The organism is Luteibacter yeojuensis (genome assembly GCF_000964085.1).
GTDB lineage: Bacteria > Pseudomonadota > Gammaproteobacteria > Xanthomonadales > Rhodanobacteraceae > Luteibacter > Luteibacter yeojuensis_A.
In genome coordinates, this window is the sequence record NZ_JZRB01000017.1 from 1 (window position 1) to 15,196 (window position 15,196).

Sequence of the window (15,196 nt, forward strand, 5' to 3'; positions counted from 1 at the left end):
CGCTCATGTCGGCCCCAAGGGCCTGCCCGCCCCCGAGTCGATACGCCTCGTATCGTGTGGCACAAGCCTGTGCCTCGTGGCGCTTCGCTACTTCGGCCTCCCGGCGTGCCCATGCGTGCATCTAGCCAGCCACGACGGATCACGGGCGCCCGGGATTCGTCGTGGCGCGGCGTCCGGGTCAGCCAAAGACGAGCTGCCGTTGGCGGTGGAGTAGTTTGGTTTGCTCATCTACGAAGCGCGAGGGAAGGCTCGCCTCGTCCCCTAGCTTCTGCTGCACGAAACGAGACGTGTGGACTCGGTGGCGGGTGGGCCCCTGGGGCCGACATGAGCGGAGGGCCGCGCAGCGTCAGGTCATTGCGATTGCGGAGCTACGGCCCGGTCCGAAGGTCCGCGACTGGCGGCCCCAGGGGCCCACCCGCCGCCGACCGCCGACACCCCACCAGCCTAAGGCGGCGCAAGCCGCTCAACGCATGCATTCGCGATAGCGAATGAACCGGTGCAAGTGCATCGCGCGCAAGCGCGCTCCCACAATAGTGCGGGGGTTAGGGATATACGGGGGCCCGCAAATCGGCCCTGCGTTGCAAGGCGCCACGCGCCTCACGCTCTTCATCCGGCGACAGCTCACCCAACAACACGAACTTCCCCGCCACCATCGCCGCCAACGGAATGCCATCGCGGATCGCGATGCGGTTGCCGATCACCGACGGCACCTTCGTCCCCGCGATGATGCCGCCGGTGAGGTTCAGCGGATCCGTGCCCGCGATGCAGGTGATTTCGCCATCGTGCTCGCGGTGGCGCACCTGCCGCAGGGCGGCCAGTGCCTCCGGCAGGGCGAACTGCTCGCCGACCAGGCCGTCGACGAAACGGCCGCCGCGGATTTCGCCGCGGGCTTCCAGGCGGTGGTACACGCGGCGCAAGTCGCGCCACGTCGGGAGCCAGTGGGCTTCGCGCTCGAGGATGCGCCAGCTGACCACGCCGTAGCGGCGTAGCAGCGTGCGGGCGATGTGGTCCAGGCCGTCGGCATCGTTGCGTTCCTCGCGCGGGCGGCGGGCGAGGGCCCAGCGGCCGGCGTCTTCGATGCCGCTGAGCATGTGCCGGCGCGTGCGGCGCGCGCGGCCGTTGTTGCGCTTGGCCGAGGGCAGCAGCAGGGCGCGCAGGCCGGCGAAGCTGTCGGCGGTGACACGGCCGGCGGCGACGAGTTCGCCGAGGGCGTCTTCGAGTTCCGTGCGCAGCAGGTGCGTGATCGATGCGAGCTCGTCAAAGAACAGGGCGCCTTCGTCGCGTAGCGCGTCTTCCACGGCCTGTGCGCGCGAGGAGAGCTTCATCTCGTCGGTTGCGGCGGGTGCCGCGGCGGACCACACGGGCAACTGCCGGCGTGGCAGCAGCACGATGGGCGTGGCGCGCACGGGGCCACCGCTGCCGGTGCCCAGGCGCAGGCGGCTCCAGACGATGCGGCCAGCGCGGCAGAGGTCGTCGAGCCAGCCGATGCTGTAGTCGTTGACACGCGATGGCAGCAGTTCGGATTCCCACGCGCCTGCCGCGGACTCGAAGCCCTCGAGCTGGCCGATGACACCTGCGAGGGCATCGGGGCCAGCGACCTGCGTGGCGCGCGTGACGTGCTGCCAGTCGAGGAGGAAGCGGAGGAAGTCGCGTGGCGCGACGGGTTCGATCTCCCGACGGAGGCGGCCGATGGTGTAGCGGTGGATGCGTGCCAGCAGGTGGCGTTCACACCACTCGGCCTCGGTGGCGCCGGGCGAGAACGGGCCACGCATGACGTAGCCTTCGCTTTCCAGCGCGACGAGCGCAAGGGTGGCATCGGACGCATCGACCCCGAGCAGCGGTGCGATATCGCGTTCGAGGACGACGCCGAGGCCACCGAGGCGACCGCGCACCACGTCGACCAGGGCAGCCTCGCGCGTCCACGCTTGCACCGCGTACTCGGCAGGTGCGGCGATTGCCGGCTGCATGCGTGCATCGGCGTGGATGGCCTGCCAGGTCGGCAGGCGCTCGGCGGCGACCCACAGCGAGGCGGAACCCGCTGTCAGCAGCGTGGCGCGGGCATCCTTCGCCAGCGCCTGCACGAGCTTCGCCCAGCCGTTGTCGCGCACTTCATCCGGCGTGACGGCACCCAGCAGCATCAGCGCCTCGTGCATCTCGTCGGCGCTGCGCGCTTCGGGCCATGCTTCGTCGCGGACACTGGCGATGGCGTCCGGATCGAGCCGGCCGAGATCGTCCGCGCTTTCGGCATCGTTCCAGCGGCGCGACTGCACGGCCTGCGTGCGCCGCTCTTCAAGGGGCGCGTCGTCGAGGAACGCGTAAGGCGCGGCGCTCATCACTTCGGCGGCCAGCGGCGACGGCGCGGCGAGGTCGCGGGCCACGACGCGGATGCTGCCGCTTTCCATGCCACGCAGCACCGCCAGCCAGCCTTCGGTATCCATCGCCTCGTGCAGGCAATCGTCCAGCGTCTGGTTCACGAGCGGGTGGTCGGGCACGTCGCGCTCGCCCACGATGTTCTCCAGGCAAGCCACCTGGTCGGGGAATACCGTGGCGAGCAGGTCCTCGCTCTTCATCCGTTGCAGCTGCGGCGCCACCTTCCTGCCGCCCGTGAAGCGCGGCAACGCCAGGGCCGTGGTGGCGTTCCAGCGCCAGCGCACGCCAAACAGCGGTGCGTCCAGCAGCGCCTGCACCAGCACGTGCTCCGCGCTGGCCGAGTGCAGGTAGCGTGCCACTTCTTCCAGCGGGAAGCTGTGGCTCGTCGACAGCGACAGCACGATGGCGTCTTCCGTGGCCGCGGCCTGGAGCTCGAAATTGAACTTACGGCAGAAGCGCTTGCGCAGCGCCAGGCCCCATGCCTTGTTGATGCGGCTGCCGAACGGCGTGTGGATGATGAGCTGGGTGCCGCCGCTCTCGTCGAAGAAGCGCTCCAGCACCAGCGTATCGCGCGTAGGCAGCGCACCCAGCGCGGCACGCGCGCGGAAGAGATAGTCAACGACCTGCTCGGCCGCGGCCTTCGCCACGCCCAGCTCGGCGCCGAGCCACGCCATGGCGGCATCGCGGCCGCCTTCGTCGAAACGCGCGGATACCTCGCTGCGCAGGCGCGCCACGCCGATCGACAGTTCATCGGTACGGCCCGGGGCCTCGCCCAGCCAGAACGGGATGTTCGGCGGCGCGCCCTGCGCGTCTTCCACGCGCAGGCGGCCCATCTCCACGCGCAGGATGCGGTAAGAGCGGTTGCCCAGCTGGAACACATCGCCCGCCAGGCTCTCGATGGCGAAGTCTTCGTTCACCGTGCCGACGGTGGTGGCTTGCGGTTCGAGCAGGACGTTGTAGTCGCCGGTTTCGGGGATGGTGCCGCCGGAGGTGACCGCGGTGAGCCGCGCGCCGCGCCGCTCGCGCAGGCGTTTGTTCACGGCATCGCGGTGGATGTACGAACCGCGTGGCCCCACGCGCGTGGTGAAGCCATCGGCCAGCATGCGCACCACTTCGTCGAAGGTCTCGCGCTGCAAAGCCTGGAACGGGTAGGCGCGACGGATGAGGTCGTAAAGGGCGTCCTCGTCCCACTCCTGGCAGGCTACTTCCGCGACGATCTGTTGCGCCAGCACATCCAGCGGCTGCGTGGGCATGACCAGCGCATCGAGCTCGCCGCGGCGCACGCAATCGAGCAGCGCGGTGCATTCCACCAGGTCGTCGCGCGAGGTGGGGAACAGCCTCGCCTTCGGCGTGCCGCCCACGGCATGGCCGGCGCGGCCGGCACGTTGCAGGAAGGCGGCGATGGAGCGCGGTGATGCGATCTGGCAGACAAGATCGACATCGCCAATGTCGATGCCGAGTTCAAGCGACGCCGTGGCCACCAGCGCGCGCAACGAGCCCGCCTTCAGCCGTTGCTCGGCATCCAGCCGCTGCTCGCGCGAAAGGCTGCCATGGTGCGCGGTGACGGCCTCGGCGCCCAGCCGCTCGGAGAGGTGCCGCGACATGCGTTCGGCCATGCGCCGCGTGTTCACGAACACCAGCGTGGTGCGGTGTTGCTCGATGAGGTTGCCGAGGCGGTTGTAGACCAGCTCCCACATATCGTTCGACATCACCGCCTCGAGCGGCACCGGGGGAACCTCCAGCGCGAGGTCGCGCTTGCGCGCGTGGCCGATATCGACGATGGCGCAGTCGTCGCCACCCGTGAGGAAGGCGGCGACCGTCTCGATGGGTTTCTGCGTGGCCGAGAGCCCGATGCGCAAGAGCCGGCGCTGCGCCAGCGCTTCAAGCCGCTCGAGCGACACCGCCATGTGGCTGCCGCGCTTGCTGGTGGCCACGGCGTGGATCTCGTCGATGATCACTTCGCGCACATCGCGCAACATGGCGCGCCCCGATTCGGAGCCGAGCATGACGTAGAGCGATTCGGGCGTGGTGACGAGGATATGCGGCGGCCGCTTGCGCATGCGGTTGCGATCGGCCGATGGGGTGTCGCCCGTGCGCACCGCGGTGCGGATCTCTACATCGGGCAGGCCCTGCTTGCGCAGTTCCTCGCGGATGCCGGCCAGTGGCGCTTCGAGGTTGATACGGATGTCGTTCGACAACGCCTTCAGCGGCGAGACGTAGAGGATGGTGGTGCGATCGCGCAGGCCGCCCGCTTCCACCCCCTCGCGCACCAGGCCATCGATGGCCGAGAGGAATGCGGTGAGCGTCTTGCCCGAACCCGTGGGCGCGGCCACCAGCGTGTGGCGGCCGGAACGGATCGCCGGCCACGCGGCCACCTGCGCCTCGGTGGGCGCCGGGAAGGTGGCTTCGAACCACGCGGAAACGGCGGGATGGAAGGCGCTGAGCGGCATCGACGTTTGTGAATTCATTCAACGACATAGATGGGGGCGCAGGGCGCCGCCGACAAGCGCTGACGGTACAACGGAAGCGTCTCGCGGGTTGCGATGAAAACGTTACTGGAACATCGTGGGCCGTTTTCATTTCCCCAGGAAGCTGATCATGGCCGATACCCTGCGCCGCACCGCCCTCGCCCTTGCCACCACCGCGGGCCTCGCCGGCCTTGCCGGCGCGGCCACGGCGGCCACCCCGGCGGCCCACCCGTGGATGGATCGCTCGCTGTCGGCGGATAAACGCGCCGAGCTGCTCGTCGCCGCCATGACCGACGATGAGAAATTCCGCCTTATCCGCACCGACTTCGGCATGAAGAGCGACAAGCACCCGCAGCCCGAGGGCGCGCTGGGCAATGCCGGCTTCATCCCCGCCAACCCGCGCCTGGGGCTGCCGGCCATCCAGGAGACCGACGCCGGCCTTGGCGTCACCAAGCCGGGCGTCGACAACAAGGGCGCCATCTCGCTGCCCGCCAGCCTCAGCGCGGCGGCCAGCTTCGACCCGGCCGTGGCCCATGCTGGCGGCCGCATGATCGGTAGCGAGGCGCGCGCGAAGGGCTACAACGTGCTGCTTTCCGGCGGCACCAACCTGCTGCGCGACCCGCGCAACGGCCGCAACTTCGAATACGCCGGCGAAGACCCGGTGCTGGCCGGCACCATCGTCGGTGCCACGATCAAGGGCGTGCAGGAGAACAAGGTGGTCGCCACCATCAAGCACTTCGCCGCCAACGACATCGAATCGGGCCGCAACACCATCAGCTCGCAGATCGACCCGGTGGCGCTGCGTGAATCCGACCTCATCGCCTTCCAGATCGGCATCGCCCATGGCGACCCGGGCTCGGTCATGTCGGCCTACAACCGCGTCAACGGCACGTACTCCGGCGAGCACGAGTGGCTGCTCAACGAGGTGCTGAAGAAGGAATGGGGCTTCAAGGGCTGGGTCATGTCCGACTGGGGCGGCGCGCACAGCGCGGCCAAGGCCGCCAACGCGGGCCTCGACCAGCAGTCCGCGGGCGAGGTGTTCGACGCCGAGCTCTTCTTCGACAAGCCGCTGCGCGAGGCCGTGGCCAAGGGCGAGGTGAGCAAGGCCCGCCTCGACGACATGGTGAAGCGCATCCTGCGCAGCTTCTTCGTGCACGGCGTACTCGACAACCCGGTGCCGGTGAAGGCCGGCAGCGTGCCGTACGAGACCGACCGCATGGTGGCCCGTAACGCGCTCGAAGCGGGCGCGGTGCTCCTGCGCAACGAGAACGCGCTGCTGCCGCTGGCCAAGGGCAAGTCGGTCGCCGTCATCGGCGGCCACGCCGACAAGGGCGTCATGGCGGGCGGCGGTTCGTCGTCGGTCACCGACGTCAACGGCAACGCGATGGAGGGCGCCGAGCCCACCGGCTGGCCGGGCCCGTTCAACTACCACCCGTCGGCGCCGCTCACCTTCATCGGCAAGCGCGCCAGCAAGGTCACGTTCGATGCCGGTACCGACCCGGCCGCTGCCGCGAAGGCCGCGGCCGGCGCCGACGTGGCCGTGGTGTTCGTCACCAAATGGGCCGCCGAATCGTACGATGCACCGGACATGTCGCTGCCCGACAACCAGGATGCCGTGGTCGCCGCGGTGGCGAAGGCCAACCCGCATACCGTGGTGGTGCTCGAAACCAACGGCGCGGTGAAGATGCCGTGGCTCGACCAGGTCGGCGCGGTGATGCAGGCGTGGTACCCGGGCTCGGCCGGTGGCGATGCCATCACCCGCCTGCTCTACGGCGACGTGGCCCCGAGCGGCCGCCTGCCGCTGAGCTGGCCCACGGACGAATCGCAGCTGCCGCGCGCCACCATCCAGGGCGCGGGCCTCAACAGCAAGGAAAAGCCCGCCGACACCATCGACTACAACATCGAAGGCGCCGACGTCGGCTACCGCTGGTTCGAGAAGACGAAGCGCAAGCCGCTGTTCGCCTTCGGCTACGGCCTCACCTACACGTCGTTCGACTACAGCGGCTTCGAAGTCGGCAAGGGCAAGGACGGCCGCCCCGTCGTGCACCTCACGGTGAAGAACACCGGCAAGGTCGCCGGCGCCGACGTGCCACAGGTCTACGCCACCGGGCCGCAGGGTGGCACCCGCCGCCTCGCCGGCTGGGCAAAGGTGACGCTGAAGCCGGGCGCCAGCCAGCGCGTCGACATCCCCCTGGAGCCACTGGCACTGGCCCGCTGGGACGATGCCGGCAAGCGCTGGCACATCGCCGCGGGCACGTACCAGTTGAAGCTTGGGCGCACGGCGGAAGACTTCGCCGGCGACGCCAAGCTTGAGTTGCCGGAGAGCTTCCCGGTCGTCAAAGCCCCCTGAGTGCCTGGGGGTGGGAGATGGGAAGTGGGGGCGCGATCCGGCTGTGCCGCCCCCACTTCCCGCCCCCCACCTCCCGTTGTTCACGCTCACAAACCCCGCACGCGTGCGTTGGCCACAATGCCCGCATGAACCTGCGCCCCGCCCTCACCGCCGCCCTGCTCCTCCTCGCCCCCGCCGTGGCCCTTGCCGATCCGCCGGACTTCGACCGCCCCGGCGCGGGCTTCGCCACCAGCGTGCTGCCCGCGGGCACCTTTGCCCTTGAGCAAGGCGTGCCCACGTACGAGCGCGAGCGTGCCGATGGCTTCCTCGACCGCACGTATACCGCCGACAGCGTGATTCGCATCGGCACGGGTGGCCCCGTGGAACTGCAGGTGGGGGGTTCGGCCTGGAACCGGCTGGAGGAACGTGGCCAGGGTTCGCGCCGCCATGCGGTGGGCCATGGCGATACCAGCGTGGCGATGAAATACGCGCCTGCCGGCAGTGACGCCGATGGGGCGTTCTCGTGGGCCGCGCTCGGCCAGGTCACGTTCGCCAACGGCGACGAGGATTTCGGCAACGGCGCCAGGCAGTACAGCCTTGGCACCACGATGCAGTGGAAGCCGAACGACACCCAGCAGAACACCCTCTATGCCAACGTCGACCGCCTCAAGGGCCGCGATACGTGGACGCTGGCGCCGACGTTCGGCCGCAAGTTCGGCGAGAACTGGATGGCCTACGTGGAAGCCGATGCCATCCACGACGCGGACGAGGGCAACGAGTTCCAGGCCGGCGGTGGCGTGGCCTACAGCATCGGCGACCACCTCCAGCTCGACGCGTACGCGCTACACCGGGTGGCAGGCCACGGCCCGTCGTTCATCGCGGGCCTTGGTGTCTCGGTGTTCCTGGGCCACGCGCAGTAACGCGCGCGGCTAGCGATTGCCGCGGCGCATGGCGCGGAACAGGAAGAAGGTAAGCACCAGGCCCACCACGAGCCCGATGCCCGCGCCGTAAACGGCGCCGGTCTTCTCGCCAGCGAACCAGCCGATGCCGCAGCCGAGGAGCAGGAAGATAGGAAGAGGTAGGCAGCCCATGGGCACATGATAAGACATGGCCCTCGCGCTCACGCGGAGGGCCATGGTGACCGTCCCTGGGTCGGGTGGCGGTTGCCACCAGAGACGCGGCCCGGCGTGGCCGGCGCGGCGTCACCGCCGATGAAGGGGGGGATCGATCCTGGCGCTAGGGACGGACGGCATCCTGCCGTCGGATCGGTCATCGGCGATATCGGGCCCGGCGGGCAGGTGCCGGGCACCGCCTAAGTCTTACTTAGGCGGAACCGCCGCGGATATAGGAGGATTCTTAAAATTAGGCCTGACTTACTATCCGGCGCTGCGCCGCATACGTACCGTTCAGGCTGGTGTAGGCGAAGGCCTACGCTGGCGCTCGGGCTGCTGCCTCGACGTGGTCGGGGCGCGTTGTGTGGTCGGGCGAGCCTGCGGTGGCACAGGCATGCCACGACTCGCGAGCGAGCGCAGCGCGGCACAATCACTCGTGCCGTAGTCGCGTTTACCCGGTTCTCGTTGCATGGCGCGTCTCCTGCGTTCCCGCCCGGACACCCAGATTGGGCGCCGGATGCGAAAATTTCGGTGGCACGCGGGTGAATGTTTGGTGACAGAAGCCGCCCGGGAAAACCGGCAAACGCGCGTTAAGGCGATGTGGAGGCGTTGGGCCCCAACGCTCGTGGCGGCATGCGCGAAATCAGCTCCGTGGCGAGCTGTTCGTAGTTTTCGTCAAAGTGGTGCTCGCCGGGCTTTTTGTACACCGTGACGAACGACGGCAGTTTCGGGTCGGTGCAACCGCTGTCGTCGGCGTCTTCGGCCCCGTAGTAGCACGCCATGGGCGGCTTACCGCCCAGTGCGGCGATGGGCGGGATCGCGTCGTAGTGCTGCACCGGGTTCAGCCACTGCAACAGGCTGTGCGTCGCCGTGGTCCACCACCCCTGGTGCATGTAGCCCTCCAGTTCGATCTCGAAGTTCACGTCGCGGCTGGCCGATAGCAGCACCAGCTGGCTGAGGCGCGCCCGGTTATCGGGCCGCATCTTGCCCACCAGGGTGGGCAGCACGTCGGCGCCGAACGAGTAGCCGACAAGCAGGATGCGGGTCTTGCCCCACTTCTTCGAGAAGGTATCGACGAGCCTGTCGAGGTCCTGCGCCGACTCCGCCGGCGCGCGGTAGCGCCAGAAGTACTTGAAGGTGCTGAGGCCGACGACGGGGATGCCGCGCTGGGTGAACACCGCGCCCAGCCGCTGGTCGAGATCCCACCAGCCGCCATCACCCGAGTAGATGATGACCATCAGGTCTTCCTCGCCGGTGGGCGGCGCCTTCAGCGCGGGCAGTTCCACCGTGGCGCTCTCGAGCGATGCATGCGTCCACGGGTGCCAGGCAAGGAACCCGAGGGCGAGCAGGAGCGCGATGGCGATACCGATATTGCGGAGCACTTTCCTCACCGGCGCACCACCCCGCCGATGCCGCCGGAGATGAGGCTCGCGACGTTGGCCAGCGCCAGGGGTAGCGCGATGCCGCCGGGCACCGCGATGTAGCGCGGCTCCCACTCCGGGTCGAACTTGTCCTTGTAGCGGTGCAGGCCGCGGAAGTTGTAGAAGCGCTCGCCACGGCCGAACACCATCGCGCCGAAGCGGCTCCACAGCGGCGCGGTGCGGCGGTTCTGCAGGCCCGATAGCGGCGCCATGCCCAGGTTGAACCAGCGGTAGCCGTTGGCTTTCGCCCACGACATGAGCTCGATGAACAGGAAATCCATGATGCCGGCGGGGCCTTCGGGCAAGTGGCGCATGAGGTCGACGGAGGCTTCCTCCATCGACTCGGTGAGGAACATGTTGGCGAAGGCCACGGGCACGTCGCCCTGCCAGACCACCGCCATGGGCGTGCGCGAAAGGTAGCGCTCATCCCACAGGCCCAGCGAGAAGCGCTTCTCGCGGACCTTCTTGTCGCGCATCCATGCCTCGGAGATAAGTTTAAGCCGCGGGAGCATGGCGGGCACGCCCTCGACCGGCACGATCTCCAGCCGCAGGCCGTCTCGGGCCAGCTTGTTCACCGTGCCCCGCAGGGTCTTCTTCGATTTGCCGTCGAGGTTGAAGGTTTCCAGCCGCACGCGGGCTTCCTCGCCGATCTTCAGCAAGTTCATGCCCACCTCGAGGTACAGGTCGAGGTCCTCCGGGCGCACCTGGTAGAACAGCGGCCAGCCACCGGCGCGCTCGCATTCCTCGCGGAAGCTCCACACCAGTTCGCGGCGCGCGTCCTCGTCTTCGCCAACCGGATCGCCCATGGCCACCCAGCTGCGGCCCTCGACGTCGTACATGATGAAGGCCTTGTCCTCCGGCGCGAACATCAGGGCCTTGTCGGCCACCAGGGCCAGGTGCGCCTGCGCCGAGCTGAACTGCTTCAGCAGCGGCATGGCGCGGGCCAGCTCCGCCTCGTTGGGGCGGGCGCGGCGGGTGCGGGCGGGGCGGATGAGGTTCGCCAGCGCGAACAGCATCACCACGGCGGCCGCGCCGACCAGGGCGCGCAGCGCGCGGGGCGCGCCGCCATGGCGGAAGCTGAATTCCCACCACAGGTTGTTGCTGTATTCGACGTGCTTGAAGCTGAAGAACACCAGCCACGTGGCGCAGGCGAACACGGCCGCGATGGCCAGCACCCAGCCGGGCGAGAAGGTGGCGCGGAACAGCGAGGCGCGCCGGTAGAAATGGCGGTGCGCGGGTGCCAGGGCCAGCGCCAGCAGGGTGAGCAGCGTGGCTTCCTCGTAATCGATGCCCTTGAGCATCGACAGCACCGCGCCCAGCACCAGCAGCACCAGGGTGAGCCAGTAGGCGGCGTCGAGCCGGCGCTGCAGGCCGCGGGCCAGGATCAGCAGCAGCATGCCCACCACGCTGGAGAGGAAGTGCGCGGCCTCGACGAGGGGCAGCGGCACGAAGCCGCGCAGCAGCTCCATGCGCCCCGGGATGGCCAGCGTGGCGCCCGAGAACAGCAGCACCGCGCCGCAGACCAGGGTCAGCCCGGCGAAGAACGGGGGCAGCAGGCCCGCGAACCAGGGCGTGATGAGGGCCGCGTGGCGCAGGGCACGCAGCTCGCGGACGATCACCATCAGCGTGGCCACGCACAGCGGCAGCAGGTAGTACACGGCGCGGTAGGCGGCGAGGGAGCCGAGGATGGGCGCCTCCAGCCCGTGGTTGCCGGTGGCGCCGAAGCCCGCCAGCATCACGGCCTCGAACACGCCCAGCCCGCCGGGCACGTGGCTGATGAGGCCGGCCATCTGCGCCAGCACGAAGATGGCCAGGAAATGGCCGAATCCGCCCACGATGGCCTCGGGCATGAGGACATAGAGCACGCCCGCCGCCAGGCCCCAGTCGAAGGCGCCGACCAGGATCTGCCGCGCCGCCACCAGGGGCGTGGGCGAGCTGATGGCCCACCGCCACACGCGGATGGGCCGGCGCACGAACACCGCGACGCCGAACCATGCCAGCGGTACCGCCGTGAGCAGCACCGCCAGCGGGATGCGCAGGCCCGACAGGGGCACTTCGGGCGGGATGGGCACGATGAGCAGGGTGACGCCGGTGAGCGCCGCCAGGCCCAGCCAGAAGCTGAGGGTGGTGTAGAGCACCACGCGGGCGATCTCGCCCGTGGTCAGGCCCGCCTGCACGTAGAAGCGGTAGCGGATGGAGCCCGATACCAGCAGCGACATGCCCAGGGCGTTGGAAAACGCATAGCTGATGAACGAGATGAGGCCCACCCGTTTCGCGGGCAGCCGCTTGCCGACGCTGGCCAGCCCGAACCAGTCGTAGAGGGTCATGACGGCGAAGCCGGCGGCGGTCAGCAGCACCGCGAGCGCGATATCGCCGTTCGGCAGGCCGTGCACATAGGCGCCGATCTGCCGGTAGGTGACCTCGCTGGCCATGGCATGCAAGGCCCACAGGGCCAGGCATAGCAACAGCACCGACAGCAGCGGCCCGCCCGCCCTGCGCAGCAGGGTGGCGTACAGCGCGCGCTTGCCCGGGGGTGGTTGGATCGGCGCTGGCTCCGTGCTCGATGCGTGCTCCACGGTGCCGCGTGCTCCTGGTCTGGCTCGTAAGGTCGTGTAGGTTGCCACAGAGCGGCGGCTGGCTGTAGGGCGCAGTTTCTTGCCGCTTTCGCGGGGCCGGCGAAAGCTCCCCCTAAGGTAAAAGAAAGGGCGACGTAAGCGCGGTTTCTTACGCTCTGGCGACATGCCGGCACGCGTGCCGGCGCGTCCCACCGCGAGGCCCCATGCAACTTTCCTCCCCGGCGCTGCGCCAGCGCTTCCGGCCCCTGGCCTGGTACGGCGTCCTGTTCCTGGCCGTGGCCTTCCTGGTCCGCGCCATCCTTTACGTAAAAACCGGCAAGGATGCGCCGCATGGCGTGGGCGACCTGCTCTATGTCTTCGGCGTGGGCCTGGGCTACGACCTGGTCACGTTCATCTACATGGGCTGGCCCATGCTGCTGGTGCTGTGGCTGCTGCCGCGCCGCGCCGCCATGTCGACCTGGGGCCGGCGCATCTTCCTCGGCTTCGCCTGGGTGCTGGCGTTCGCCACGCTGTTCGTCGGCGTGGCCGAGCTGGTGTTCTGGGGCGAGTTCAGCGCCCGCTTCAACTTCATTGCCGTGGATTACCTCGTCTATACCCACGAGGTGGTGGGCAACATCCGCGAGTCGTACCCCATCGGCACCTGGATCGCGATGATCGCGCTGCTGGCCGTGGGCATCACCTGGCTGTCGCGCCGCAAGCTGGCGCTGCGCGACGACGGCTCGCGCTTCGGCGGCCGCTCGCTGGTGGTGCTGGGCTGGCTGGTCGCCACCGTGGCCGTCAGCTTCGTGGTCGATGCCTCGATGAAGGATGGCCAGCGCAACCAGTACCTCAACGAGCTGGCGGGCGATGGCACCTACCAGTTCTTCGCCGCGTTCCGCGACAACGAGCTCGACTACGCCAAGTACTACCCCGCGCTGCCCAGGGACGAGGCCTTCGGCGAACTGCGCACGCTGCTGAAGACCCCCGATTCGACGTTCACCGGCAACGACCCGCTGGACATCACCCGCCGCATCGAAAACACCGGGCCGGAAAAGAAGCTCAACGTGGTGCTCATCAGCGTGGAAAGCCTCTCGGGTGACTACGTCGAGGGCCTGTCGGTGAGCAAGCACAAGCACCTCATGCCCAACCTCGACGCGTTGGCGTCGAAGAGCCTGTTCTTCACCGAGCTGTACGCCAATGGCACGCGCACGGTGCGCGGCCTCGAGGCGCTGGCGCTGTCGGTGCCCCCGACGCCCGGCGAGTCGATCGTGAAGCGGCCGAACAACGAGGGCCTGTGGTCGCTGGCCGACGTGTTCAATGCGAAGGGCTACAAATCGGAGTTCGTGTACGGTGGCTATGGCTACTTCGACAACATGAACCACTTCTTCGCGAGCAACGGCTACGAGGCGGTCGACCGCAACGTCATCGACGCGAAGGACATCCACGCCGAGAACGTGTGGGGCGTGGCCGACGAGGACCTGTACACGCTGGTGATGAAGCGCATGGACGACGCGTACGCCAAGGGCAAGCCGTACTTCGGCCATGTCATGACGACCTCGAACCACCGCCCGTTCACCTTCCCGGCCGGGCGCGTGCCGCTGCCGCAGGGCTCGCGCCGCGCGGCCGTGCAGTACACCGACTGGGCCATCGCCGATTTCCTCAAGCGTGCCTCGACCAAGCCGTGGTTCGACGACACCGTTTTCATCATCACGGCCGACCACTGCGCCACCAGCGCGGGCAAGACCAGCCTGCCGGTCGATCGCTACCACATCCCGCTGTACATCTATTCGCCCAAGCACGTGGCGCCGGGCCGCATCGATCGGCTCATGAGCCAGATCGACATCCCACCGACCCTGCTGGGCATGCTCAACTTCAGCTACACCTCGCGCTTCTACGGCTACGACCTGTTCAAGCTCGAGCCCGGCCGCGAGCGCGCGTTCATCAGCACCTACCAGGAGCTGGGCTACCTGCACGGCGGCATGCTCGCGTCGCTGGTGCCGCGCCAGCCGGTGAAGGAAATGGTGCCCGAGGAAGTCTCCGGCGACGCGACGCCGGTGGCGAAGTACGACGACAAAAACGCGAAGGACGCGGTCACGTACTACCAGACCGCCGCGTACCTGTTCACCAACGGCCTGATGAAACGTAAACCCTGATCCGGAGCCGGTAACCTTGTGGGAGCGCGCTTGCGCGCGATCGCGCGCAAGCGCGCTCCCACAGGTCAGCCGCAGGCTCCCTTACGCGGCCGTATCGACCAGCACCAGCTCGGCGTCTTCCGTCGCGGTGATGCGCAGCACGCGCTCCTCGCGGATGGCGGCGCCGTCGCCCTTCCCGAGCGCCTGGCCGTTGATCTCCACGGCGCCGGCAGCCGGCACCATGTAGGCGAAGCGGCCATCGCCCAGCGTGTACTCGGTGCTCTCGCCGGCCTTCAGGCTGGCGCCGAGCACGCGGGCATCGGTGCGGATGGGCAGGGCGTCCGTGTCGCTGTCGAAGCCGCTGGCCAGCGTCACGAAGTGGCCCGAGCGCTCGCCCTTGGGGAACGGGCGGGTGCCCCACGACGGTGCCGCGCGCTCGCCATCGGGGATGATCCAGATCTGGAAGATGCGGGTCGCGTCGGGCTCGGCGTTGTATTCGGCGTGGCGTATGCCGGTGCCTGCGCTCATCACCTGCACGTCGCCTGCCTCGGTACGGCCCTTGTTGCCCAGGCTGTCCTCGTGGGTGATGGCACCCTCGCGGACGTAGGTGATGATCTCCATGTCCGAATGCGGGTGGGCCGGGAAGCCCGTGCCGGCGGCGATCGTGTCGTCGTTCCACACGCGCAGCGCGCCCCAGCCCATGCGCTTCGGGTCGTGGTACGAGGCGAAGGAAAAGTGGTGCTTCGCATCGAGCCAGCCGTGGTTGGCCCCGCCAAGGGTGTTGAAGCGGCGGATGTCGATCATGGGGT

Annotated in this window: 8 protein-coding genes; 3 read left to right on the forward strand and 5 right to left on the reverse strand. The window is 68.7% G+C overall.

Going from position 1 to position 15,196, the window contains the following annotated elements:
• Nucleotides 1-542 precede the first annotated feature (542 nt).
• Nucleotides 543-4,820: a DEAD/DEAH box helicase gene (locus tag VI08_RS08770; protein ID WP_045829203.1), complete on the reverse strand. Its 4,278-nt coding sequence runs from the start codon at nucleotides 4,818-4,820 to the stop codon at nucleotides 543-545.
• Nucleotides 4,821-4,968: 148 nt separating this feature from the next.
• Between VI08_RS08770 and VI08_RS08775 the strand changes: the two genes are divergently transcribed.
• Both VI08_RS08775 and VI08_RS08780 read left to right on the forward strand, forming a co-directional pair.
• On the forward strand, nucleotides 4,969-7,188 hold the full coding sequence (locus VI08_RS08775) for a glycoside hydrolase family 3 C-terminal domain-containing protein (RefSeq protein ID WP_045829204.1): 2,220 nt from the start codon (nucleotides 4,969-4,971) through the stop codon (nucleotides 7,186-7,188).
• A gap of 125 nt (nucleotides 7,189-7,313) precedes the next feature.
• A complete protein-coding gene (locus VI08_RS08780; protein WP_045829205.1) occupies nucleotides 7,314-8,087 on the forward strand; it encodes a transporter in 774 nt (257 codons plus the stop codon).
• 9 nt (nucleotides 8,088-8,096) lie between these two features.
• Here VI08_RS08780 and VI08_RS21690 read toward each other — a convergent pair whose 3' ends face one another.
• The 3 genes from VI08_RS21690 to mprF all read right to left on the reverse strand — a co-directional run bounded on the left by VI08_RS21690 (nucleotide 8,097) and on the right by mprF (nucleotide 12,276).
• Complete coding sequence (locus tag VI08_RS21690; protein ID WP_198148885.1) at nucleotides 8,097-8,258, reverse strand: hypothetical protein; 162 nt, start codon at nucleotides 8,256-8,258, stop codon at nucleotides 8,097-8,099.
• Nucleotides 8,259-8,869: 611 nt separating this feature from the next.
• Entirely contained in the window at nucleotides 8,870-9,670 is an 801-nt protein-coding gene (locus VI08_RS08785) for an AcvB/VirJ family lysyl-phosphatidylglycerol hydrolase (protein ID WP_045829206.1), read from the reverse strand.
• Nucleotides 9,667-12,276: a bifunctional lysylphosphatidylglycerol flippase/synthetase MprF gene (gene mprF / locus VI08_RS08790; RefSeq protein WP_232309506.1), complete on the reverse strand. Its 2,610-nt coding sequence runs from the start codon at nucleotides 12,274-12,276 to the stop codon at nucleotides 9,667-9,669. Before mprF ends, VI08_RS08785 begins: the two co-directional genes overlap by 4 nt.
• A 203-nt stretch (nucleotides 12,277-12,479) precedes the next feature.
• Between mprF and VI08_RS08795 the strand changes: the two genes are divergently transcribed.
• Nucleotides 12,480-14,408 carry an LTA synthase family protein gene (locus VI08_RS08795; RefSeq protein WP_045829207.1) on the forward strand — a complete coding sequence of 643 codons (1,929 nt, stop codon included), beginning with the start codon at nucleotides 12,480-12,482 and terminating at the stop codon, nucleotides 14,406-14,408.
• 81 nt (nucleotides 14,409-14,489) lie between these two features.
• Here VI08_RS08795 and VI08_RS08800 read toward each other — a convergent pair whose 3' ends face one another.
• Entirely contained in the window at nucleotides 14,490-15,191 is a 702-nt protein-coding gene (locus tag VI08_RS08800; protein ID WP_045829208.1) for a pirin family protein, read from the reverse strand.
• Nucleotides 15,192-15,196 lie beyond the last annotated feature (5 nt).